15 protein-coding genes are annotated in these 21,702 nt (G+C 59.5%); 10 read left to right on the top strand and 5 right to left on the bottom strand.

The window, feature by feature from the left end; all coding sequences use genetic code 11:
• Positions 1-19 precede the first annotated feature (19 nt).
• From metF to LWH94_RS04215, 4 genes are all read right to left on the bottom strand, one after another.
• The gene (metF, locus tag LWH94_RS04200; protein ID WP_232901341.1) at positions 20-889 is read right to left on the bottom strand and encodes a methylenetetrahydrofolate reductase [NAD(P)H]; all 870 of its coding nucleotides are present in this window, start codon (positions 887-889) and stop codon (positions 20-22) included.
• 12 nt (positions 890-901) lie between these two features.
• The gene (gene ahcY, locus LWH94_RS04205; protein WP_232901342.1) at positions 902-2,284 is read right to left on the bottom strand and encodes an adenosylhomocysteinase; all 1,383 of its coding nucleotides are present in this window, start codon (positions 2,282-2,284) and stop codon (positions 902-904) included.
• 224 nt (positions 2,285-2,508) lie between these two features.
• Entirely contained in the window at positions 2,509-3,699 is a 1,191-nt protein-coding gene (gene metK, locus LWH94_RS04210; RefSeq protein ID WP_022989732.1) for a methionine adenosyltransferase, read from the bottom strand.
• Between the two features lie 96 nt (positions 3,700-3,795).
• On the bottom strand, positions 3,796-4,797 hold the full coding sequence (locus LWH94_RS04215; protein WP_232901343.1) for a metalloregulator ArsR/SmtB family transcription factor: 1,002 nt from the start codon (positions 4,795-4,797) through the stop codon (positions 3,796-3,798).
• 236 nt (positions 4,798-5,033) lie between these two features.
• Here LWH94_RS04215 and tkt point away from each other — a divergent pair, with 236 nt between their 5' ends.
• From tkt to LWH94_RS04265, 10 genes are all read left to right on the top strand, one after another.
• A complete protein-coding gene (gene tkt / locus LWH94_RS04220) occupies positions 5,034-7,034 on the top strand; it encodes a transketolase (RefSeq protein WP_232901344.1) in 2,001 nt (666 codons plus the stop codon).
• Positions 7,034-8,113, top strand: a complete 1,080-nt coding sequence (locus LWH94_RS04225; RefSeq protein WP_232901345.1) for a type I glyceraldehyde-3-phosphate dehydrogenase — start codon at positions 7,034-7,036, stop codon at positions 8,111-8,113. The genes tkt and LWH94_RS04225 overlap by 1 nt, the downstream gene beginning before the upstream one ends.
• Positions 8,114-8,152: 39 nt before the next feature.
• The gene (locus tag LWH94_RS04230; RefSeq protein WP_232901346.1) at positions 8,153-9,313 is read left to right on the top strand and encodes a phosphoglycerate kinase; all 1,161 of its coding nucleotides are present in this window, start codon (positions 8,153-8,155) and stop codon (positions 9,311-9,313) included.
• Between the two features lie 66 nt (positions 9,314-9,379).
• On the top strand, positions 9,380-10,444 hold the full coding sequence (gene fba / locus LWH94_RS04235) for a class II fructose-bisphosphate aldolase (protein ID WP_011786479.1): 1,065 nt from the start codon (positions 9,380-9,382) through the stop codon (positions 10,442-10,444).
• A gap of 229 nt (positions 10,445-10,673) precedes the next feature.
• On the top strand, positions 10,674-11,735 hold the full coding sequence (locus LWH94_RS04240; protein ID WP_022989737.1) for a zinc-binding metallopeptidase family protein: 1,062 nt from the start codon (positions 10,674-10,676) through the stop codon (positions 11,733-11,735).
• A gap of 14 nt (positions 11,736-11,749) precedes the next feature.
• Positions 11,750-13,210: a circularly permuted type 2 ATP-grasp protein gene (locus tag LWH94_RS04245; RefSeq protein WP_011786477.1), complete on the top strand. Its 1,461-nt coding sequence runs from the start codon at positions 11,750-11,752 to the stop codon at positions 13,208-13,210.
• 1 nt (position 13,211) lies between these two features.
• Positions 13,212-14,150 (top strand): alpha-E domain-containing protein, encoded by a 939-nt coding sequence (locus tag LWH94_RS04250; RefSeq protein WP_022989738.1) that lies wholly within the window; start codon positions 13,212-13,214, stop codon positions 14,148-14,150.
• 35 nt (positions 14,151-14,185) lie between these two features.
• Positions 14,186-17,488: a transglutaminase family protein gene (locus tag LWH94_RS04255; RefSeq protein WP_022989739.1), complete on the top strand. Its 3,303-nt coding sequence runs from the start codon at positions 14,186-14,188 to the stop codon at positions 17,486-17,488.
• An 89-nt stretch (positions 17,489-17,577) separates the two neighbouring features.
• The gene (locus LWH94_RS04260; RefSeq protein WP_022989740.1) at positions 17,578-20,082 is read left to right on the top strand and encodes a circularly permuted type 2 ATP-grasp protein; all 2,505 of its coding nucleotides are present in this window, start codon (positions 17,578-17,580) and stop codon (positions 20,080-20,082) included.
• A gap of 10 nt (positions 20,083-20,092) precedes the next feature.
• Positions 20,093-21,046: a transglutaminase family protein gene (locus LWH94_RS04265; protein ID WP_014422409.1), complete on the top strand. Its 954-nt coding sequence runs from the start codon at positions 20,093-20,095 to the stop codon at positions 21,044-21,046.
• Between the two features lie 39 nt (positions 21,047-21,085).
• On the opposite strand, the gene LWH94_RS04270 is transcribed toward LWH94_RS04265, so the two are convergent.
• Positions 21,086-21,700 carry a DUF2894 domain-containing protein gene (locus LWH94_RS04270; RefSeq protein WP_232901347.1) on the bottom strand — a complete coding sequence of 205 codons (615 nt, stop codon included), beginning with the start codon at positions 21,698-21,700 and terminating at the stop codon, positions 21,086-21,088.
• Between the last annotated feature and the right edge of the window lie 2 nt (positions 21,701-21,702).

Here is a 21,702-nt window from a genome sequence, read left to right on the forward strand (position 1 = left end):
CAGCGGCCGGGAAGGCGTGTCAGAACGCGATTTTCTCCCGGTCGCTGATGCCCAGATTCTTCCAGATGGAAAGGCTGGGTTCAGCCTGGTTCAGAGTATAGAAGTGCAACCCTGGAGCCCCGGCCTTGAGCAGTTTTTGGCACATTTCAGTGACCACTTCCTCACCGAACTTGCGGATGCTTTCCGTGTCGTCACCGTAGGCTTCCAGCTGCTTGCGGATCCAGCGCGGGATCTCGGCGCCGCACATGTCCGAGAACCGCACCAGGCTGGAGAAGTTGACGATGGGCATGATGCCCGGTACCACCGGAATGGTGACGCCCATCTGCTCCAGACGGTCGATGAAGTAGAAGTAGCTGTCAGCATTAAAGAAGTACTGGGTGATGGCGCTGTTGGCACCGGCCTGTACTTTCCGTGCGAAGTTTTTCAGGTCTTCTTCGGCGTTGCGGGCCTGAGGGTGAAACTCCGGGTAAGCGGCCACTTCCAGATTGAAGTGATCGCCGCTGTGCTGCCGGATAAATTCCACCAGTTCGTTGGCGTAACGCAGTTCACCGGAAGCGCCCATACCCGATGGCATATCGCCGCGCAGGGCAACGATCCGGTTGATGCCGTTCTCTTTATACACATCCAGCAGCTCGCCGATTTCTTCCCGGGTACCGCCCACGCAGGAGAGGTGCGGTGCCGTGGAGATGCCCTGCTGGTGCAGGTTCAGCACCGTCTCGATGGTGCGGTCCCGGGTGGAACCGCCCGCCCCGAAGGTGACCGAGAAGAAATCCGGGTTCACCTCGGCCAGCTGGTTACGCACCGCCTGCAGCTTCTCCTTGCCCTGATCGGTCTTGGGCGGGAAAAACTCGAAACTGAAGCGGCGTTTGAATTGCTTCTGGGATTCCATGTTTGTGTCCGATTAGTACCTGTAGCTTTCCGGCTTGTACGGGCCTTCGACCGGTACACCGATGTATTTCGCCTGGTCTGGAGTCATCTTGGTGATCACGCCACCAAAGCCTTCCACCATGGCGCGGGCCACTTCCTCGTCCAGCTGCTTGGGCAGAACCTGAACGTAAACGCCCTTGGCCTTGGAATCTTCCGGCAGGTCGGCAAACTTGCGCTCGAACAGATACATCTGCGCCAGCACCTGGTTGGCAAAGGAGCCGTCCATGATACGGGACGGGTGACCGGTGGCGTTGCCCAGGTTTACCAGGCGGCCTTCCGACAGCAGGATCAGGTGGTCGTTGCTGGCCTTGTCGCGGTAGATCACGTGCACCTGCGGCTTGACCTCGTCCCACTCCCAGTTCTTGCGCATGTAGGCGGTATCGATTTCGTTATCGAAGTGCCCGATGTTGCATACCACGGCGCCGCTCTTCAGCGCTTTCAGCATGTTGGCATCGCACACGTTGACGTTACCGGTGGTGGTTACCAGCAGGTCGGTGTTGGCCAGCAGATCCTTGTTGATGCCCTGCTCGGTACCGGTGTTCACGCCGTCAATATATGGGGACACAACTTCAAAACCGTCCATGCAGGCCTGCATGGCGCAGATCGGATCCGCTTCGGTGACTTTGACGATCATGCCTTCCTGACGCAGGGACAGAGCGGACCCTTTGCCCACGTCGCCGTAGCCGATGACCAGCGCTTTCTTGCCAGACAGCAGGTGGTCGGTGGCACGCTTGATGGCATCATTCAGGCTGTGACGACAACCGTACTTGTTGTCGTTCTTGGATTTGGTCACCGAGTCGTTGACGTTAATCGCGGGGATCTTCAGGGTACCGTCACGCAGCATTTCCTGCAGGCGGTGTACGCCGGTAGTGGTTTCCTCGGTTACGCCGTGGCACTTGGCGATCACCTGCGGGTATTCCTTGTGCAGCAGCTCGGTCAGGTCGCCGCCGTCGTCCAGGATCATGTTCGGCTCCCAGCCGTCTACGTCCGCACCGACGGTCTTGTGCAGGCACCACTCGTATTCTTCGTCAGTTTCACCTTTCCAGGCAAATACGGGGATCCCTTGCGCTGCGATGGCGGCAGCGGCCTGATCCTGGGTGGAAAAGATGTTGCAGGATGACCAGCGCACGTTGGCGCCCAGCTCCACCAGGGTTTCGATCAGCACGGCGGTCTGGATGGTCATGTGGATGCAGCCCATGATGTTGGCGCCTTTCAGCGGCTGCTCCGCTTTGTACTTCTCGCGCAGTTTCATCAGGGCGGGCATTTCGCCTTCGGCGATCTTGATTTCCTTACGGCCCCAGTCGGCGAGTTCGATATCGCGGACTTTGTAATCTTCGAAGTTGTTCGGAGTGCTCATGTGGTGCTCCTGTCATGTTTGAAATGGTTAGCCACGGAATCCACGGAAAAACACGGAAGGAAAAGATTTTTTTGCCACTAAATCCACCAAAGGACACGAAAGTAAAAACAACTGCTTTTTTAGTGATCAGTCTTTTTTCGTGTTCTTTAGTGAATTTCGTGGCAAATCATTTCTTCTTTATCTTTTTCCGTGTCCTTCCGTGGATTCCGTGGCCAAAAAGTCTTTTAGATGCCCGCAGCGTCTTTCAGGGCTGCCGCCCGGTCGGTCTTCTCCCACGGGAACGCGGTGAAGGTCTTGCCGCCAACGGTCATCTCGTACGGATCACGGCCGAAGTGGCCGTAGGCTGCTGTGGCGCGGTACATCGGGTGCAGCAGGTCCAGCATGTTGGTGATCGCATATGGGCGCAGGTCGAAGTGCGCGCGTACAAGGTCGATGATCTTGTCGTCGCTGATCTTGCCAGTGCCGAAGGTGTTCAAAGAAATGGAGGTCGGCTGGGCTACGCCGATGGCGTAGGACACCTGAATCTCACACTTCTCTGCCAGACCGGCGGCTACGATGTTCTTGGCCACGTAACGGCCGGCATAGGCAGCGGAACGGTCAACCTTGGAGGGGTCTTTGCCGGAGAATGCGCCACCACCGTGACGGGCCATGCCGCCGTAGGTGTCTACGATAATTTTACGGCCGGTCAGGCCGCAGTCGCCCACCGGGCCACCGATCACGAACTTGCCGGTCGGGTTGATGTGGAACTCGGTGTCCTTGTGCAGCAGTTCGGCCGGCAGGGTGTGCTTGACGATCAGCTCCATCACCGCTTCTTTCAGGTCTTCCTGGGTCACGTCCGGGTCGTGCTGTGTAGACAGAACCACAGCGTCGATGCCCACCACTTTGCCGTTTTCGTAGCGGCAGGTGACCTGGCTCTTGGCGTCCGGGCGCAGCCACGGCAGCAGGCCGCTTTTGCGGGCTTCGGCCTGGCGCTGTACCAGGCGGTGGGAGAAGGTGATCGGCGCCGGCATCAGCACGTCGGTTTCGTTGCTGGCGTAGCCGAACATCAGGCCCTGGTCGCCCGCGCCCTGGTCTTCCGGCTTCTGGCGGTCAACGCCCTGGGCGATATCCACGGACTGCTTGCCGATGATGTTGATTACGCCACAGGTGTCGCCGTCGTAGCCCACATCCGAGGAGGTGTAGCCGATGTCTTTGATCACGCCACGCACCAGGTCTTCCAGGTCGACCCATGCGCTGGTGGTGATTTCACCGCCAACGATGGCCACACCGGTTTTCACCATGGTTTCGCATGCTACGCGAGCGTGCGGGTCGTCGGTCAGGATGGCGTCCAGTACCGCGTCGGAGATCTGGTCGGCCAGTTTGTCCGGATGGCCTTCAGAGACCGACTCGGAGGTGAAGATGTTGTAGTCAGACATAGTGGTGCTCCTCTGTGAGCGTTTTCAAAATCAGTGTACGTAATTCTACGTACGTCAATATCAAAGTTTTTTGATGTTCCAGTGCTGGCGCGGGTTTCAGCCAACGCCAGACGTTTTCCAGAATTCCCGTACCTGCACCTGAAAACCGTTGCGCAGGCCAATAAACAATTGCTCGCCAGCGATCAGGCCGGCCTCTGCGGCCCAGGCCGTCAACTCTTCTGGTTCAAAGCCGAGCCAGAGGTCACCGCAGTTGGTTTTGGCCCAGTCCTGATCGTGACTGCACAGATCGCTGACGATAAAGCAGCCGCCGTTGTTCATCAGCGCGGCGGCATCCAGAAAGATATCGGCCGGGCTGGGCACATGGTGCAACACCATGTTGGCAACAATCAGATCAAAAGCATCGCCACGTGCCAGCACGGTATCGGTAACGCCTTCAATCAAATCAACGTTGTTCAAGCGTTCATCGATGCAGGTGCGGGTGGCTTTGGCCAGCATGTCCTTGCTGTTGTCCAGACCCACCACGTGCTCGAACAGCTCAGACAGCACCGGCAAAAAGCCACCTTCACCCGGACCAATTTCCAGTACGCTGCGCCAGTTCTGGCGGCTTGCCCGCTTGCGGATCAGCTCGGCGGTGGGCTCCGCATACAGGTCAAAGGCGGCGATCAGTTCCTGCTGCTCCCGGAACTGCTCCGAATGCCGGGAGAAGAAGGCCTGGGACTGTTCCGCCCGCTGCTCGCGGATGGCCTCGATTTTGTCTTCCAGCTGCGGAGGCAAGGGTACCCGGTCTACGGTCTCGAAAATCTGCCGGATGGCCTGGTCTGCCAGCTTGTCGCTGTCCAGGTTCAGGGGGCGGCGGTAGAAAATGGCATTGCCTTCCCGCTGGGGCTCCAGCAACCCGGCTTTGTGCATCACCTTCAGGTGGTGGCTCATGCCGGACTGGCGCATATCAAACATCTGGCTCAGCTCCAGCACACCGAAGGTGTCGCGGCGCAGCACCCGCAGGATCTCAAGGCGCAAGGGGTCGCCGCTCGCCTTGAAGATCGGTACCAGGGTGTCCACCGAGGACAATTCGTTCGCATGTGCATTGAGTGAGGTCATGGTTCGCAAGTGTAGGGGGGTTCGATTGATCGATCAATAGCCATATCAAAATTTTTTGATATAGATTTATAGCGTTTGTGAAATCAGTCGCTTTGGTGATTTTGTACCGGCGCCATCGGAAAACCACTACATATGGATTTGCCCCGGCACACAGTAATCGGCGAAAATACGTGCCTTCTTTTTAAGCAGTTTTTGCAGCTTGAAGTCTTTTCCTGAAAAACACTGGAGAATTGTCAATGCCGTCCCGTAAAGATCTCGCCAACGCCATTCGCGCGCTGAGCATGGATGCGGTTCAGAAAGCCAAGTCCGGCCACCCGGGTGCGCCCATGGGTATGGCGGATATCGCCGAGGTACTGTGGAACGATTACTTGAGCCACAACCCGGCCAACCCGCAATGGGCCAACCGTGACCGTTTCGTGCTGTCTAACGGCCATGGCTCCATGCTGCAGTACTCCCTGCTGCACCTGAGCGGGTACGACGTTAGCATTGACGACATCAAGAACTTCCGGCAGCTGCACTCCAAGACTCCGGGGCACCCGGAATACGGTTACACACCGGGTATTGAAACCACTACCGGCCCGCTGGGGCAGGGCATTGCCAACGCCGTTGGTTTCGCGCTGGCCGAGAAATCCCTGGCGGCGCAGTTCAACCGCCCGGGCCACGACATTGTGGACCACTACACCTATGCGTTCCTGGGCGACGGCTGCCTGATGGAAGGCATCTCCCACGAAGTGGCGTCCCTGGCCGGTACCCTGGGCCTTGGCAAGCTGGTGTTCTTCTATGATGACAACGGCATTTCCATCGACGGCGAAGTGGAAGGCTGGTTTACCGACAATACTCCGCAACGTTTTGAGTCCTACGGCTGGCAGGTAATTCCGGACGTTGACGGGCACGATGCCGACGCTATCCGCGCGGCTGTTGAACAGGCCCGGGCCAACACCGAGCAGCCGACACTGATCTGCTGCAAGACCATCATCGGCTTTGGTTCCCCCAACAAGCAGGGCAAGGAAGATTGCCACGGTGCCCCGCTGGGTGACGATGAAATCGCTCTGACCCGCGAAGCCCTGGGCTGGCAGCACGGCCCGTTCGAGGTTCCGTCTGACATCTACGCCGCCTGGGATGCCAGGGAAAAAGGCGCCGCTGCCGAGAAAGCGTGGGAAGAGAAATTCGCCGCCTACGAAAAGGCCGAGCCGGAACTGGCGGCCGAGTTCAAACGCCGCATGGCGGGTGAGCTGCCGGCAGACTTCTCCGAAAAGGCCCAGGCCTACATCCAGGAGTGCCAGGACAAGGGCGACACCATCGCCTCTCGTAAGGCATCCCAGAACACCCTGAACGCCTACGGCCCGCTGCTGCCGGAACTGATGGGTGGCTCTGCCGACCTGGCCGGTTCCAACCTGACCATCTGGTCTGGCTGTAAAGGTGTGAGCAAGGAAGACGCTTCCGGTAACTACATTTATTACGGCGTTCGTGAGTTCGGTATGGCTGCGATCATGAACGGCATCGCCCTGCACGGCGGCTTTGTTCCTTACGGCGCAACCTTCCTGATCTTCATGGAATACTGCCGTAACGCAGTGCGCATGGCGGCACTGATGAAGCAGCGTTCCATCTATGTGTTCACCCACGACTCCATCGGTCTGGGCGAAGACGGCCCCACCCACCAGCCCATCGAGCAGATGGCCAGCCTGCGTACCACGCCGAACATGAGCATGTGGCGCCCGGCAGATGCCGTAGAGTCTGCGGTAGCCTGGAAAGCCGCCCTGGAGCGCAATGACGGCCCCACCGCCATGGTGTTCTCCCGTCAGAACCTGCCGCACCAGCAGCGCGATGCAGAACAGCTGGCCAACGTCGCCAAGGGTGGCTACGTGCTGTCTGACAGCGAAGGCGCCCCGGAACTGATCCTGATCGCCACCGGCTCTGAAGTGGGACTGGCCCAGGACACTGCCGCCAAGCTGCGCGAGCAGGGCAAGGCCGTGCGTGTGGTTTCCATGCCGTCCACCGACGTGTTCGACGCCCAGAGCGCCGAGTACAAGCAACAGGTACTGCCGCTGGAAGTCACCAATCGTATCGCCATCGAAGCCGGCATCGCCGACTACTGGTACAAGTATGTTGGCCTGGACGGCCGCGTTGTGGGCATGACCACCTTCGGTGAATCTGCCCCCGCTGGCGAACTGTTCAAGGAATTCGGCTTTACCGTCGACAATATCCTGGAAGTGGCTGACGAACTGCTGGACGCCTGATGACCAACCCGACGCCGTTTCGCATCGCCATCAACGGGTACGGCCGCATCGGCCAGTGCGTGTTGCGGGCTCTTTATGAAAACGGCTATCGCGACCATCTACAGGTGGTCGCGATCAACGAGTTGTCGGATATCGACACCATTGCCCACCTGACCAAGTACGACTCCACCCACGGGCGGTTTCACGGTGAGGTGGCGGTGGATGGCGACAACCTGGTGGTGAACGGCGACCGCATTCGAGTACTGCGTCACCCGGACCCGGCGGAACTGCCCTGGCGTCTGCTGGACGTAGACCTGGTGCTGGAATGTTCCGGCGCCTACTCGGACCGGACAACAGCGGAAAAGCACATCGCAGCGGGTGCCCAGCGCCTGCTGTTCTCCCAGCCGGGAGAGCCGAGTGTTGACCGCACCGTGGTCTATGGCATCAACGATGGCGACCTTAACCCGCAGGATGTGATTGTGGCTGCAGGTTCCTGCACCACCAACTGCCTGGTACCGGTGATCAAGGTGCTGGACGACGCCTTCGGCGTAGAACAGGGCAGCACCACCACCATCCATGCCGCCATGAACGACCAGCCGGTGATCGACGCCTACCACCACCAGGACCTGCGCCGCACCCGCAGCGCGCTCCATAACATCGTACCGGTAGACACCGGCCTGGCGCGCGGTATCGAACGCTTGCTGCCCCACATGGAAGGCCGCTTCAGCTCGGTGGCCATGCGCGTGCCAACGCTGAATGTGTCTGCTATAGACATGGTGGTGAACGTACGTGAAGCGACCGATGTTGCGGCAGTAAACCTGCTGCTGAAAAACGCCGCTAACGGATCGCTAAAAGGCATTCTCGGCTACACCGACGAACTCCTGGCCAGCTCCGACTTCAACCACGACGCCCATTCCGGCGTGGTAGACGGCGGCCAGACTCGAGTCACCGGCGGCACCATGGTGAAAGTGCTGTGCTGGTTCGACAACGAATGGGGCTTCGCCAACCGGATGCTGGATGTCAGCCAGGCGTGGTTGCCAAACAAGACGGATACAAAGGGGTCTGACCCCGAACGGGGTCAGACCCCACCCAAGGCTTAACAATTTGCACCTGTGAACCCATAACTACGGAACCTGATTATGGCCATCAAGAAAATGACTGACCTGAACCTCGCCGGCAAGCGGGTTCTGATTCGTGAAGACCTGAACGTCCCGGTCAAAGACGGCAAAGTATCCAGCGACGCCCGCATCCGCGCCTCGCTGCCGACCATCAAGGCCGCCAAAGACGCCGGCGCCAAAGTCATGCTGATGTCCCACCTGGGCCGTCCGGAAGAAGGCGTGTACGACGAAGCCTCCTCCATGAAGCCCGTAGCCGAGCACCTGAGCACCCTGCTGGGCCAGGAAGTCCGCCTGATCAAAGACTACCTCGACGGCGTTGAAGTGGCCGACGGCGAAGTCGTACTGTTCGAAAACGTTCGCTTCAATAAGGGCGAAAAGAAAGACAACGAAGACCTCGCCAAGCAATACGCCGCCCTCTGCGATGTCTACGTGATGGACGCCTTCGGCACCGCCCACCGCGCCCAGGCCTCCACCCACGGTGTGGCGAAGTTCGCTCCCGAAGCCTGCGCCGGCCCTCTGCTGGCAGCCGAACTCGACGCCCTCGGCAAGGCCCTCGACAACCCGACCAAGCCAGTGGTGGCCATCGTTGGCGGCTCCAAAGTCTCCACCAAACTGGACGTCCTCAACGCCCTGGAAAAAGTGTGTGACCAGATCATCGTCGGCGGTGGCATCGCCAACACCTTCCTGGCCGCAGCCGGCCACCCGGTAGGCAAGTCCCTGTGCGAACACGACCTGGTCGACACCGCCAAAGACATCGCCAGCCGCGTTGAAATCCCGCTGCCGGTAGACGTAGTGGTTGCCAGCGAATTCGCCGAAACCGCCACCGCCACCGTGAAAAACATCTCCGACGTCAGCGCCGACGACATGATCCTCGACGTAGGCCCGGAAACCGCCGGCCAGTTCGCGAGCCTGCTCAAGAACGCCAAAACCATCCTCTGGAACGGCCCCGTCGGCGTGTTCGAATTCGACCAGTTCGGCAACGGCACCAAAGCCTTGGCCGAAGCCATCGCCGAAAGCGACGCCTTCTCCCTCGCCGGCGGCGGCGACACCGTGGCCGCCGTTGACAAATACGGCATAGCTGACAAGATCTCCTACATCTCCACCGGCGGCGGAGCGTTCCTCGAATTCGTGGAAGGCAAAACCCTGCCGGCAGTAGCCGTGCTGGAAGAGCGTGGTAATTAAGACGCCACTCCAAAATCCAAAACGAACAGAATTCAAACCTCAAAAAGTCAACGAAGGAGACAACCCATGGCCCTGATTTCGCTGCGGCAACTTCTGGACCACGCCGCCGAGCATGGTTACGGTGTGCCAGCCTTTAACGTAAACAATCTCGAACAAATGCGCGCCATCATGGAAGCGGCCGACAAAACCGACTCCCCGGTCATTGTTCAGGCCTCCGCCGGTGCCCGCAAATACGCCGGTGCGCCTTTCCTGCGCCACCTGATCCTGGCCGCCATCGAAGAATGGCCGCACATCCCCGTGGTTATGCACCAGGACCACGGCACCAGCCCGGCCGTATGCCAGCGCTCCATCCAGCTTGGCTTCAGCTCCGTGATGATGGATGGCTCCCTGGGTGAAGACGGCAAAACCCCGACCAGCTACGAATACAACGTCGACGTGACCCGTCGCACCGTTGAAATGGCCCACGCCTGTGGTGTCTCCGTAGAAGGTGAGCTGGGCTGCCTGGGCTCCCTCGAAACCGGCCAGGCCGGTGAAGAAGACGGCATTGGCGCCGAAGGCACCCTGGACCACAGCCAGATGCTGACCGATCCCGAAGAAGCCGCTGACTTCGTGCAGAAAACCCAGGTCGACGCACTGGCTATCGCCATCGGCACCAGCCACGGCGCCTACAAGTTCACCCGTCCGCCTACAGGTGACATCCTGGCCATCGACCAGATCAAAGCGATCCACGCCCGCATCCCGGACACCCACCTGGTCATGCACGGCTCCAGCTCCGTACCTCAGGAGTGGCTGAAAGTGATCAACGAATTCGGCGGCGAGATCCCGGAAACCTACGGTGTACCGGTGGAAGAAATCGTCGAAGGTATCAAGCACGGTGTGCGTAAGGTCAACATCGACACCGACCTGCGTCTGGCCTCTACCGGCGCCGTTCGTCGCTTCATGGCCCAGAACCCGGCGGAATTTGACCCGCGCAAATTCCTCAAGGCCACCATGGTTGCCATGACCGACATTTGTGTCGCCCGCTACGAAGCCTTCGGCTGCGCCGGCCAGGCCAGCAAGATCAAGCCGCTGAACCTCGAACAGATGTTCGAACGTTATGCGGCTGGCGAGCTGGACCCCAAGGTCAAGTAAGTCCCGCCTTGAAGCCCCCGACCTCCGGGGGCTTTTTCCTGATGGGTGATCTGAAAACCCTTCCCCCATGTTGATCCCCGCACTTATCGCTGCACCAAAGAACAGGATGCCGACGGCAAGAGTTGTCGCTCCGAAGGTTGGTATTGCTTAACGGCAGTTTTGCGTTTTGGCGTGGATGGCCAATACTTGAAGGCGTGCTTTTCCCGGTATTGGCCAAGGATGCCTTCCAATGAAGCTGTTCCACTGCGGTCGATGTGCCAACCTGCTTTACTTTGAAAACAGTCGCTGTACCCATTGCGGAGCTGACCTGGGCTTTGCCCCGGATGTCATGGATTTGCTGGCGATCGAGCCGGAAGGCGATAACACCTGGGCGACGGTCGCACGTGGTGATCTCTACCGGTTGTGTGACAACTATCAGAATCAGCGAGCCTGTAACTGGCTGATCCCCAAAACCGATCCGCATACCTTCTGTGTTGCCTGTCGCCTCAATCGCACCATTCCGGATCTCAGCATCGAGAAGAACAATGATCTCTGGCGTCGCCTCGAAAAAGAGAAACGGCGGCTTGTGTATTCCGTCTTGCGCCTGGGACTCCCGTGCGAACCCCGGAACGAAGATCAGCTTGGGCTGGCATTCGATTTTCTGGCCGATCAGCCGGCTATGTTTGACGAGCGTAAAAAAGTAACGACAGGCCATGCCAATGGCGTCATTACCATCAACATCGCCGAAGCAGACCCGGTGGAACGCGAGCGGATGCGCAACCAGATGGCCGAGCCGTATCGCACTGTTTTAGGGCATTTTCGCCATGAGTCCGGACACTATTACTGGGATCTGCTTGTCCGGAGTAGCCCGTGGCTGGGCAAATTCCGGGACCTTTTTGGTGATGAGACCAGAGACTACAGGCAAGCGCTGGACCAGCATTACCAATACGGCCCGCCATCTGACTGGCAAAGCCGATACATCAGCGCCTATGCCGGCAGCCATGCCTGGGAGGACTGGGCAGAGACCTGGGCACACTATCTGCATATGGTGGATGCATTGGAAACGGCCTGGCAGTTTGGCCTGCGGCTACACGCCCAACAGAGCCCGACAACAAGCAACGAACCTGGTCCGGCGTTTGATCCCTACCTGGCAGGCGATTTCGATGCGCTGATCAGGCATTGGTTGCCTTTGACGCTTGCGCTCAACAGCCTGAACCGAAGCATGGGGCACGACGACGCCTACCCCTTTGTGCTGGCGCCTGCGGTGGTGGAGAAGCTCCGTCTGGTGCACCAGATCGCTCACGGACGTTAATGAAAGGATCCCGAATGAAAAAGAACAAAGCGATTGACTGGAAAAACTACGATCCCAACGACTTCTACGATGAGCTGATCGCTGCCAAAGGGAAGCCCAGACGAGCCGCGACGGCGATTACCGACTACCTGGGCAATCTCGGGTCCGAGGAGATCCAGGCGCGCCAGCAGGCTGCCGAACTGGCGATACTGGAGATGGGGATCAGTTTCACCATCTACAGCGAGGGCGAGAATATCGACCGGGCCTGGCCTTTCGATATCATTCCCCGGGTGATCTCGCTCCGGGAGTGGGAAAACATTGAACAAGGGCTGGCCCAGCGCCTGACGGCCCTCAACATGTTCATTAACGATATCTACAACGACCAGAATATCGTCAAAGACAAGGTCATTCCCAAGTACGTGTTCGCCAACTCCAAGAACTTCCGCGAGCAGTGCCGTGGTTTTACGCCGCCACTGGGGGTCTGGGCCCACATCTGCGGATCGGATCTGGTGAGAGACAAGGACGGAAAGGTATATGTTCTTGAGGACAACCTGCGGGTTCCTTCCGGTGTTTCCTACATGCTGGAAAATCGCCAACTGACCAAGCGGGTGTTCCCGGAACTGTTCGACAACAACAGTATCCTGCCGGTGGATGACTACACCAACCAGCTGTTCGACATGTTGGCGTCGATTTCTCCAAGGCCCCAGGATCATCCAAGAATTGCGGTACTCACCCCGGGGATTTTCAATTCGGCCTATTTCGAGCACTCGTTCCTGGCGCAGCGCATGGGGGCCGAGCTGGTGGAGGGGGCTGACCTGGTCGTTGGTGAAGACGATTGCGTGTACATGCGCACAGTAGAGGGCCTGGAGCGCGTGGACGTGATCTACCGGCGCATTGATGACGACTTTCTGGACCCGGAAGTCTTTCGGGCAGACTCTACCCTGGGCGTGCCGGGCCTGATGCGAGCCTGGCGCAATGGCAAGGTTGGCCTGGCCAACGCGCCCGGTGCCGGTGTGGCTGATGACAAGGTGATCTACGCCTTTGTGCCAGACATGATCCGCTATTACCTCGATGAGGAGCCGATCATCCCCAACGTGCCCACCTATATGTGCGTGAACAAACAGGACCAGGAGTATGTGCTCGAGCACCTGGACGAGCTGGTGGTCAAACCGGCGAACGAGTCTGGTGGTTACGGCATGCTGGTGGGGCCGCATTCCACCAAGAAGCAGCGCACCGAATTTGCCCGTCTGATCAAGAAGAACCCACGCAACTACATCGCCCAGCCCACGTTGAGTCTGTCGGTCGCTCCCACGCTGTGCGACGAGGGTTTGGCGCCGAGGCACCTGGATCTGCGGCCTTTCGTGCTGCAGGGCGTGCGAACCTACGTTACCGCCGGCGGGCTCACGCGGGTGGCGATGCGCAAGGGCTCCCTGGTGGTGAATTCTTCCCAGGGCGGTGGAAGCAAGGATACCTGGATCGTGGACGAGGAGAATTGATGTGCTGTCACGTGTAGCGGAAAGACTGTACTGGATGGCCCGACACCTTGAACGGGCCGAGAACAGCGCCCGGATGATCATGGCTTTCAATTCCCTGGCGCTGGATATGCCGCGGGAAACCCAGCTGTCCTGGAAGAGCCTGGTAGCGGTTACCGGCATGGAAGCCCTGTTCGATCAGCACCATCAGAAAGCAGATGAGCGCAATTGTGTGAAGTTTCTGATGGCAGACAGCTACAACCCGAGTTCCATTGCTTCCTGCATCAAGGCCGCCCGGGAGAATGTGCGTACCACACGGGATCAGGTGCCGACCGACGCCTGGGAAGTCATCAATGAGCTTTATCGATACATCCAGGAGCACATGGATCAGGGGATAGGTAAACGGGCGAGATACGAATTCCTGAACGAAATCGTTGGCCGCTGCCAGATGCTCAACGGCCTGCTGGCTGGGTGTATGAGTCATGACGAGGGCTACGACTTCATCCGGGTCGGGCGCAACCTTGAGCGGGCAGACATGGCCACGCGACAGATTGAGGTGGGTGCCTTACAGTTCCTCGATGGCTGGGATGGCACCGAAACCTACGGCGGGCTCTTGTGGACCAGCGTTCTGCGCTACCAGAGTGCCTTCCAGATGTACCGTCACAACGTGCGACGCAAGGTCAGTGGGCCTCTGGTGATTCGCTTCCTGTTGCAGAACGAACCCTTCCCGCGCTCGGTGCTGCACAGTCTCAGCGAAGTGGCCGGTGCCCTCAGTCGCCTGCCCAGGAACGAAATTCCGCTGCGCACGGCACTGCAGGCAGTCCGTCATACCCGTGAAGGCGACGTGGATGCGTTAATCCGCAAGGAGGATGTGATCCTGTTTCTGGAGAACCTGCAGCTGGAGATCGGTGAGCTTCACGACGACATTGCAGAGACCTGGTTTCCTGTCTACGAGACAGTCTGAAACTCCCAACACTATTCCCGTGCGAGATAGGTTCCATGTCGATTCACGTTGCCCTGAGTCATACCACCCATTATCGCTACGAGCGCCCGATCACCCTGGGCCCTCAGATTGTTCGTTTGCGACCCTGTCCACATGCGCGAACCCGTATTCTCAGTTACTCGCTGAGGGTTGAGCCCGAAGGTTACTTCCTGAACTGGCAACAGGACCCGCAGGCCAACTATCTGGCCCGGCTGGTGTTTCCGGAAAAAACTGACGAGTTGAAGATCACGGTGGACCTGGTTGCCGAGATGGCCGTGATCAACCCGTTCGATTTCTTTCTGGAACCCCGGGCGGAGACCATTCCCTTCGACTATGAGGAATGGCAGACGGCGGAGCTGGCGCCTTACTTGCAGAAACTGCCGGAAACACCGGAATTCCGGAAGTGGATGGCCGCTATAGACCGCAAGGAAACCCCCAGTGTCGATTTTCTGGTGGGTGTGAATCAGCGTGTTGCTGATCGGATCGATTATCTGATCCGGATGGAGCCGGGTGTCCAGACGCCGGAAGAGACCCTGAAAAAAGGGTCTGGATCCTGTCGGGATTCGACCTGGTTGCTGGTTCAGACGCTTCGGCACCTCGGCCTGGCAGCGCGGTTCGTCTCCGGCTACCTGATTCAGCTCAAGGCGGACCAGAAAGCCCTGGACGGACCCTCGGGCACCGAGGAAGACTTCACCGATCTGCACGCCTGGTGCGAGGTCTTTCTGCCTGGCGCGGGTTGGGTGGGGCTGGACCCCACCTCCGGTCTGTTTGCCGGAGAAGGGCATATTCCCCTGGCCTGTAGCCCTGATCCGTCCTCTGCGGCTCCCATCACCGGCATGGTGGAGGAATGTGACGTAGAGTTCGAGCATCAGATGGGCGTCCAGCGCATCTGGGAGGCGCCGCGGGTGACCAAACCCTACACCGAGGAGCAGTGGCAACGCATTGTGGATCTGGGGCATGAGGTGGACGAACGCCTGACCGAGCTGGATGTGCGCTTGACCCAGGGCGGTGAACCCACCTTCGTGGCCAATCACGACCGTGATGAGCCGGAGTGGAACACCGAGGCCATGGGCCCCACCAAGCGGAAAAAGGCCATCGAGCTCTACCATCGGATGCGGGACCGGTATGGAGCCGGTGGGCTGGTGCACTTTGGCCAGGGCAAGTGGTACCCGGGCGAGCCGCTGCCACGGTGGTCCCTGAACTGTTTCTGGCGCAAGGATGGTGAACCAATCTGGCAGGATGAACGGTGGCTGGCGGACGAGCGTACTGAAGGTAAGGCAAGCCCGGAAGATGCTCACCGGTTTTTGGGGGCCCTGGCGAGGGAACTGGGTGTCGATGAAAAGCACCTGTTCCCTGGGTTCGAGGATGCCTTTTATTACCTGTGGCGGGAACGACGGCTGCCGGTCAACGTCGATCCCTTCGATGCCAGGCTCGACAATGCCCTGGAACGGAAGCAGCTTCAGCAAATTTTCAGCCGGGGGCTGGATAAGCCCGTCGGCTACGTGCTGCCACTGCGTGTTTCCGAAAAGGAGAAGGCCTGGGAGACCGGACCCTGGTTCCTGCGCAGCGAGCGCTGCTATCTGATTCCGGGCGGCTCACCCATGGGCCACCGACTGCCGCTGGACAGCCAGCCCTGGGTGGAAGAAGCGGATTACCCCTGGATACACGAGCAGGACCCGTTTGCCCCCCGTGGTCCGTTGCCCGCCAGTGAGCAGATCCGTCAATGGAACAGCCGAAGCCAGTCTGGCCAGCCGTCCTCTGAGCGGAAGCCGCCGGCAAAAGGCAAGTCGGCCCCCGAGATTGTCCGCACGGCCCTGTGTGTTGAGCCCCGGGAGGGCATCCTTCGCGTTTTCATGCCGCCGCTGGCGGAGCTGGAACCCTATCTTGTGCTGGTCTCTGCCATCGAGAAAACCGCCGCAGAGCTCAAACAACCGGTCTTGCTGGAAGGCTATGAGCCAGCTTCCGACCCACGGTTGAGTCATTTCCGGATTACGCCGGATCCGGGGGTGATCGAAGTGAATGTGCAGCCGGTCAAGACCTGGGACGAATTGGTAGAGCAGACCGAGACGCTCTATGCAGACGCCTACGAATGCCGGCTTACGTCTGAGAAGTTCATGATGGACGGCCGTCATACCGGTACCGGTGGCGGCAACCATTTTGTGCTGGGTTCGCAAAAGGCCGAGGACTCTCCGTTCCTGCGGCGCCCGGATCTGTTGCGCAGCCTGATCAGCTACTGGCACAACCATCCCAGTCTGTCCTACCTGTTCTCCGGCCTGTTCATTGGCCCCAGTTCCCAGGCCCCCAGGATTGACGAGGCCCGCAATGACCACGTGTTCGAAATGGAGCTGGCCTTCAAGGAGATGGAGCGGTTATGCCCGGTGGGCAAGAAAATCGCGCCCTGGATGGTGGACCGCTTGCTCCGGGACCTGCTCACCGATGTCACCGGCAACACCCACCGGGCCGAGTTCTGTATCGACAAGCTCTATTCCCCGGACGGTCCGGGCGGGCGTCACGGTTTGCTGGAGCTGCGTGCCTTCGAGATGCCGCCCCATGCCCGCATGAGCCTGACCCAGCAGCTGCTGTTGCGCGCGCTGGTGGCACGCTTCTGGGAGCAACCCTACAAGCCGCCAGGGCTGGTGCGCTGGGGCACCGAACTGCACGACCGGTTCCTGCTGCCTCACTATGTCTGGCAGGATTTCGAAGATGTGATCGACGATATGAAGGCCCGTGGTTACCCGCTGGAGAGCGAGTGGTTCGCGCCCCATTTCGAGTTCCGGTTCCCCCGGATCGGCGACTACAAGGTCAAGGGCATCACCCTTGAGCTGCGCTCGGCCCTGGAGCCCTGGCACGTCACTGGTGAGCACGGTGCAATCGGCGGCACTGCCCGTTATGTGGATTCCTCCCTGGAGCGTCTGCAGGTGAGGGTGCGCGGTGCTGCGCCGGATCGTTACCAGATCACCTGTAATCAGGTGCCTCTGCCACTTCAGCCTACCGGCATGGTGGGCGAGTCGGTCGCCGGGGTCCGTTACCGGGCCTGGCAGCCGTCGCAGTGCATGCACCCGACCATCGGGGTGGATGGGCCGCTGGTGTTTGATATCGTGGACACCTGGAACGAACGCAGTCTGGGCGGGTGTGAGTATCACGTGACCCATCCCGGTGGCCGGAATTTCGAGACGCTGCCGGTGAATTCGTTCGAGGCTGAAGGCCGCCGTATGGCGCGTTTCTTCCGGATGGGACACAGCTCAGGCCAGCAACCCCTGCGGCCGGTGCCGGAGCACCGGGAGTTCCCGTTCACCCTGGATTTGCGGTATCACAAATAACATGTGTGAACTTACCGTTTGATACTGGCTCAGGGGGCTGGAAAGCGGCTATGCTTCCAGCTCATTGACTAACGGAGCCCGAATTCACGGTGGCGAAGCAGCGCGCAGTAACGGACATCCTCCGCCAGTACCATCCGGTGCCGGATCGGTTTGATGAGCTTGGTTCCCTGGGTTCCGGGCCAAAGCCCCATTGGCGGCCGTTGTTGCAACAGTTGAACCTTGAGTCGGTCGCCGGTCTCAATCTCAGGGCTCAGGCGGTTTCCAGCGCGATTGCCGAAGACGGGGTAACCTACAACGTCTACGAAGATCCCCGTGGCGATACCCGGCCCTGGGAAGTCGATCTGCTGCCGCTGGTTCTGGGCGCGGATGAGTGGCAATGGCTCTCGAAAGCGGTCGCCCAGCGAGCTGAACTGCTGGACAGCGTTCTGGGCGATCTGTATGGCGATCAGGCGTTGCTCAAAGAGGGCTTGATGCCGCCGGCCCTGGTTTACGGTCAGGCTGGTTTTCAATGGCCCTGCCAGGGCATACAGCCGGTGAGTGGCCGCTTCCTTCACCTTTATGCGGTGGATCTGGCGCGGGCGCCGGATGGCGGCTGGTGGGTGATGGCGGACAGGACCCAGGCCCCTTCGGGGGCGGGTTACGCCCTGCAAAACCGGTTGGTCATCTCCCGGGCGTTCCCCGCGCCCTTCCACAACCTGCCAGTGACCAACCTGGCGGAATTCTTCCAGGGGTTCCAGAACAGTCTTGCGAGCATGTCTCCGGCGCGAAATGAGACCGCGTTGTGTGTGCTTCTGACACCGGGCCGTTTTAACGAAACCTATTTCGAACATGTATTTCTTGCCCGCTACCTCGGTTTACCTCTGGTGGAAGGTCAGGATCTCACCGTGCGCGATGACACGGTCTACCTGAAAACACTTCAGGGCCTGCGTCGTGTGCATGCCATCTATCGCCGGCTCGATGATGGCTTTTGTGATCCGCTGGAACTCCGTGCCGATTCCGTGTTGGGTATCCCCGGCTTGCTGGGTGCTGTGCGAGCCGGCAAAGTGCTGATGGCAAACGCCCTGGGTTCCGGCGTTCTTGAAAGTGCGGCGCTGTTCGGTTTTCTGCCGGAGATTTCAAAAAAACTGCTGGGTTCACCTCTGGCTATGCCATCCGTGGCCTCTTGGTGGTGTGGTGAAAAACCCGCGTTGGACTATGTCATTGAGCACCTCGATGAACTGGTCATCAAACCGGCATTTGCGAGTATGCGCATGGAGCCGGTGTTCGGTTATCAGATGAAGGGGGCAGAACGGACCGCACTCATCAAGAAGATGAGTGCCCACCCCCATGCTTTTGTCGGGCAGGAGTTGGTTCACCTTTCTCAGGCCCCGGTCTGGAAGGGTGATCAGAACCAGCCGCTGGCAACCCGGTCTATTGGCCTGCGCCTGTTCGCGGCGGCCACGCCCTCCGGCTGGCGGGTGATGCCCGGTGGATTGACCCGTGTCGCCATGGATGAGGGCGTGGAGGTCATCTCCATGCAGCGGGGCGGGTTGTCGAAGGATACCTGGGTACAGTCGCGTTACACTGCGCCATCCAAATCGCTGATCAAGAAACGGTTGCAGGTTTCCGACCTGCTGGATGGCGAGCGGGACACGCCGTCCCGTGTGGGCGAAAATCTGTTCTGGATGGGCCGACATTCTGAGCGGGCGGAAGGCACGGCTCGCTTGCTGAGGGCGGCGTTCAACCGGTTGTCGGGGCATGATCAGGCCAGTGAGGAGGCACTGCTTGGGCTCCAGCAGGCGGCCGAGCAGTTCGGTACCCTTCCTGAGCCGGAAAAAGATGCCGTACCCGAGCCCCTCCCCGAGGCTTTGCTGAGAGCAGTAAGTGACCAGGAATCCCCGGGGTCGATTGCGTCGATCATCCAGGCCTTGCTGTTCAATGCCAGCCAGGTCCGGGATCGGTTATCCACAGACAACTGGCACACACTCAACCGGGTCGGGAAACCTCTCAGTCCGGCGCCGGCGACGCCAGAACAATCAATCCGGGCGTTGAATCTGGTGTTGCTGGATTGCATATCGCTGGCTGGATTTGCCATGGATGACATTACGCGGGACGCCAGTTGGGTTTTTCTGGTGATCGGGCGGCGCCTGGAGCGGTTGGCCAATCTGTGCACCCTGATTTGTGTGCCGCTGTTCAGTGACCGTTTCAGTCGCAACGCCATGCTGGAGTGGCTGCTGGAAGTGGCAAACTCGGAAGTGACCTACCGGACCCGATATCGCCGGACACCAGAGCTTCTGGGGGTGCTTCACACCATTGTGATCGACGCGAGCAACCCCCATTCTGTGATGTTCCAGTTGCGCCAGTTGCAGAAGGATTTACCCGAAATGGGTCAGAAAACCGGACAGCTGTTTTCCCCGGATCTGAACGACTCCCTGCGTCGTTTACAAGGGTTGGATCTGCACCCGTTTGAGCGCAAGCATCCGGATCAGGCCTGCGGAGCTCTGGCAGAGCTCTTGTGTGATATCCGGTCAGAAGCCTATCGTGTATCGGGTGAAATCCAACGGCAGTGTTTTATTCACACCCGGTATTCCGACCGGCCGGTGAAAGCGGATTAAGGCGCCTGTCATGACATTTGTCCGTTACCATGTGCGTCATGAGACCCTCTACCACTACGACCAGGTGGTGGGTGAGTCTCATCACCTGCTCAGGCTGACTCCGCGGGCGCTGCCCTGGCAGAGGAATCTTGAGCATCACCTGGCGATCTCACCGGATCCATCGGCACGTCGTTCCTTCCTGGACTGCTTTGGCAACCGGATTACCAAGATTCATTTCACTGGTGATCACGACTATCTGGAGATCATCAGCGAGTTCTGGGTGGAGCTGCGCGATCGACCGAAGCCGTCGGCAACTGCGGCAAAAGTACCCTGGGAAAGCGTGCGTGACAGCCTGCGGTATCGGGCGGACAGGACGTTTTCGCCGGAACATCTCGAAGCCACGGCGTTCCGGTTTGTGTCCACCAACGTACCCATCGATTCCCAGTACGCCGCTTATGCACGCGAGGCATTTTTCCCCGGACGCCCCCTGGTGGAAGCAGCGGATGCCCTGATGCGGATGATCCATCGCGACTTCCGCTTCGATGCGACGGCGACCGAAACCTTCACCCCTGTGGAGCAGGCGTTCAAGGCCCGTCGTGGGGTCTGCCAGGATTTCTCCCATATTATGATCGCCTGCCTGCGTTCGGTGGGACTGGCGGCCCGTTACATGAGTGGTTATATCCTGACTCACCCGCCCGAAGGAAAGGAGCGGCTGGTCGGTGCCGATGCCACCCATGCCTGGGTAGCGGTGTTCGTGCCGGATTTCGGTTGGCTGGAGTTGGACCCCACCAACGCGCTGAGGCCCGACCTGGAGCACATTACCCTCGGCTGGGGGCGAGACTTCTCCGATATAACGCCGATGCGGGGCGTGTTGCTGGGCGGTGGTGACCATGAACCGGAGATTGCCGTGACCGTTGTTCCGGAGGAGGAGTTTGCCTCGCTATACGGGGATGGAGAAACCTACCTGGAAGAACTCTCTCCCTGAGTTGAGGCCGTCATTGCCAGGGCTGGAACAAAAGCGTTTCTAGCCCTTTCTCGCCAGCCGCTCCAACGTCAACAACGTATCGGTGTAGCGAGCAAATCGTGCCAGATACTCCGGTGACAACGTCTGCATCTCAGCAATAGCCCGGCTTACCAACCGATGCGCGTTCATCGGCCCCGCTTCTTTCGGTGTGCTTTCAATGGCGTGTCGAATTCGCTCGGCAATAACGTGATGGCCCTGGTTCGCCTGGGCTCTGATCATGGCTTTCAGGGGGCGCGGGTTATTGGGTGCTGAGGCTGGATGTGCCTTTGGTGGGTCTTGTGGCGACTGCCCGAACACCCGTTGTTCCAGAACCGACTGCGGCGCTTCAACCGATGCCTCTGGGGTTTCATTCAGCTGGTCCAGCAACCCGGAAAGAGGCGAATTGCCGCCGACATCGGGTGTGGGCTCATCGCGCTGCCCGGCACTGTCCAGCCCTGCCTGATAGTCCGATATCGCCTGTTCCAGCTTCCGCCAGTGCGTCGTTCCCTTATGCAGCCCCGTTGCGCGCAGTCTCTGCTCGAAAGACTCCAGATAGCGGAACCGAACCGGGTCATTCTGATGGGCGCCGTTTTGCCTCAAGCTTTCCAGCAAGGAGGGGCCGGGGGCTTCGCTCATGG

Source organism: Marinobacter sp. G11 (genome assembly GCF_021282325.1).
Taxonomy (GTDB): Bacteria; Pseudomonadota; Gammaproteobacteria; order Pseudomonadales; family Oleiphilaceae; genus Marinobacter; species Marinobacter vinifirmus.

What these genes read in the sequence shown, in the direction of transcription:
- metF (WP_232901341.1), bottom strand. Translation starts at nt 889, where the DNA reads ATGGAATCCCAGAAGCAATTCAAACGCCGCTTCAGTTTCGAGTTTTTC.
- ahcY (WP_232901342.1), bottom strand. Translation starts at nt 2,284, where the DNA reads ATGAGCACTCCGAACAACTTCGAAGATTACAAAGTCCGCGATATCGAA.
- metK (WP_022989732.1), bottom strand. Translation starts at nt 3,699, where the DNA reads ATGTCTGACTACAACATCTTCACCTCCGAGTCGGTCTCTGAAGGCCAT.
- LWH94_RS04215 (WP_232901343.1), bottom strand. Translation starts at nt 4,797, where the DNA reads ATGACCTCACTCAATGCACATGCGAACGAATTGTCCTCGGTGGACACC.
- tkt (WP_232901344.1), top strand. Translation starts at nt 5,034, where the DNA reads ATGCCGTCCCGTAAAGATCTCGCCAACGCCATTCGCGCGCTGAGCATG.
- LWH94_RS04225 (WP_232901345.1), top strand. Translation starts at nt 7,034, where the DNA reads ATGACCAACCCGACGCCGTTTCGCATCGCCATCAACGGGTACGGCCGC.
- LWH94_RS04230 (WP_232901346.1), top strand. Translation starts at nt 8,153, where the DNA reads ATGGCCATCAAGAAAATGACTGACCTGAACCTCGCCGGCAAGCGGGTT.
- fba (WP_011786479.1), top strand. Translation starts at nt 9,380, where the DNA reads ATGGCCCTGATTTCGCTGCGGCAACTTCTGGACCACGCCGCCGAGCAT.
- LWH94_RS04240 (WP_022989737.1), top strand. Translation starts at nt 10,674, where the DNA reads ATGAAGCTGTTCCACTGCGGTCGATGTGCCAACCTGCTTTACTTTGAA.
- LWH94_RS04245 (WP_011786477.1), top strand. Translation starts at nt 11,750, where the DNA reads ATGAAAAAGAACAAAGCGATTGACTGGAAAAACTACGATCCCAACGAC.
- LWH94_RS04255 (WP_022989739.1), top strand. Translation starts at nt 14,186, where the DNA reads ATGTCGATTCACGTTGCCCTGAGTCATACCACCCATTATCGCTACGAG.
- LWH94_RS04265 (WP_014422409.1), top strand. Translation starts at nt 20,093, where the DNA reads ATGACATTTGTCCGTTACCATGTGCGTCATGAGACCCTCTACCACTAC.
- LWH94_RS04270 (WP_232901347.1), bottom strand. Translation starts at nt 21,700, where the DNA reads ATGAGCGAAGCCCCCGGCCCCTCCTTGCTGGAAAGCTTGAGGCAAAAC.